Origin of the sequence: Leclercia sp. M50 (assembly GCF_037150775.1) — a bacterium.
Classification (GTDB): Bacteria; Pseudomonadota; Gammaproteobacteria; order Enterobacterales; family Enterobacteriaceae; genus Enterobacter.
The window spans coordinates 1-1637 of the sequence record NZ_JBBCPK010000219.1 but is presented as its reverse complement, the minus strand read 5'-3'; the positions used below and the strand labels follow the sequence as shown (position 1 = coordinate 1637).

At 63.9% G+C, this 1637-nt stretch carries 2 protein-coding genes and 1 pseudogene; all 3 read left to right on the top strand.

Translation table 11 applies throughout. The features are described from left to right. A pseudogene (locus WFM46_RS23675) lies at window positions 1–205 on the top strand (cytochrome c biogenesis heme-transporting ATPase CcmA); the annotation flags it as partial. Continuing rightward, window positions 196–855, top strand: coding sequence for a heme exporter protein CcmB (gene ccmB, locus WFM46_RS23670; protein WP_180210292.1), 660 nt, complete (start codon window positions 196–198; stop codon window positions 853–855). The pseudogene WFM46_RS23675 and the gene ccmB, both read left to right, overlap by 10 nt. Window positions 856–874: 19 nt before the next feature. Next, a complete protein-coding gene (locus WFM46_RS23665; RefSeq protein WP_180210291.1) occupies window positions 875–1609 on the top strand; it encodes a heme ABC transporter permease CcmC in 735 nt (244 codons plus the stop codon). The last annotated feature ends 28 nt before the right edge of the window (window positions 1610–1637 follow it).

The window sequence follows — 1637 nt, the reverse complement described above, 5'->3', positions numbered from 1 at the left end:
TTTATGGCTAAGTTCCGACCGGCTGTGGATCCTCGATGAGCGCTTTACGGCGATCGATGCCGCTGGCGTCGCGCTGCTGACTCAGCGTCTGGAGCAGCATGCCCGGGCGGGCGGGGCGGCGATCTTTACCAGTCACCAGCCTCTGTGCGGGTTAACCCTGCCGCTGCGGCGGCTTTCGCTCAAGGATGACGCGCCATGTTCCTGAAAATCTGCCGGATGGAGCTGTGCGTGGCATTCCGTCACCGGGGGGAGCTGCTCAACCCGCTGTGGTTTTTTCTGATCGTCATTACCCTATTTCCGCTCGGGATGGGCCCGGAGCCGCAGATGCTGGCGCGCATCGCCCCCGGTGTAGTGTGGGTGGCGGCGCTGCTGGCCTCGTTGCTGGCGCTGGAGCGTCTGTTCCGGGATGACCTGCAGGATGGCAGTCTCGAACAGCTGATGCTGCTGCCGGTGGCGCTGCCCCTGGCGGTACTGGCGAAAATCCTCGCCCACTGGCTGGTTGCCGGGCTTCCGCTGCTCCTGCTCTCGCCGCTGGCGGCACTGCTGTTGGGCATTGATTTCAGCGGCTGGCAGGTGATGGCCGCCACCCTGCTGCCCGGCACCCTGACGCTGAGTTTTATCGGTGCCCCTGCCGTGGCCCTCACGGTTGGGCTCCGGCGGGGCGGGGTGTTGCTGAGCCTGCTGATGCTGCCCCTGACCATTCCGCTGCTTATTTTTGCTACCGCGGCGATGGACGCCGCCGCCCTGCACCTGCCCGTTACCGGCTATCTGGCCCTTCTCGGGGCGCTGCTGGCAGCCAGCGCCACCCTGAGCCCGTTTGTCACTGCCGCTGCGCTGAGGATCAGCCTGCACTAATCCATTGAGGGATCGCACTATGTGGAAAATGTTTCATCAACTGGCCATGCCGCCCACGCTCTACCGGCTGTGCGGTTATGGTCTCCCCTGGCTTGCCGTCACCAGCGTTGTGGTTCTGGCGACGGGTCTGGGCTGGGGAGTGGCTTTTGCCCCGGCGGATTATCAGCAGGGGGATGGGTATCGCATTATTTATCTCCATGTTCCCTCGGCGATGGGGTCGATGGGGATCTACGCCGCGATGGCGGGAGCGGCCTTTATCGGTCTGGTCTGGCAGCTGAAAATGGCGAACCTGGCGGTGGCCGCTATGGCGCCGGTGGGCGCGGTATGTACCTTTATCGCGCTGGTGACCGGGGCCGCATGGGGAAAACCAATGTGGGGCGCGTGGTGGGTGTGGGATGCCCGGCTCACCTCCGAACTGGTGCTGCTGTTTCTCTATATGGGGGCAATTGCCCTCTGGTCGGCGATTGACGATCGCCGACAGGCCGGGCGGGCGATGGGCATTCTGGTGCTTATCGGCGTGGTTAACCTGCCGATCATCCACTTCTCGGTTGAGTGGTGGAATACCTTGCACCAGGGCTCAACCCGCATGCAGCAAAGCGTCGCCCCGGCGATGCGCTCCCCGCTGCGCTGGTCGATAGTGGGTTTTCTGCTGCTGTGCGCCACCCTGACGCTGATGCGTCTGCGCACCCTGATTTTGCAGCAGGAGCGCCGCCGCCCCTGGGTCAGGGAGATGATCAGGGGAGGTGCCCAATGAACAGCGCTTTTGCCTCATGGGCAGACTT

What these genes read in the sequence shown, in the direction of transcription:
- WFM46_RS23665 (WP_180210291.1), top strand. Translation starts at nt 875, where the DNA reads ATGTGGAAAATGTTTCATCAACTGGCCATGCCGCCCACGCTCTACCGG.
- ccmB (WP_180210292.1), top strand. Translation starts at nt 196, where the DNA reads ATGTTCCTGAAAATCTGCCGGATGGAGCTGTGCGTGGCATTCCGTCAC.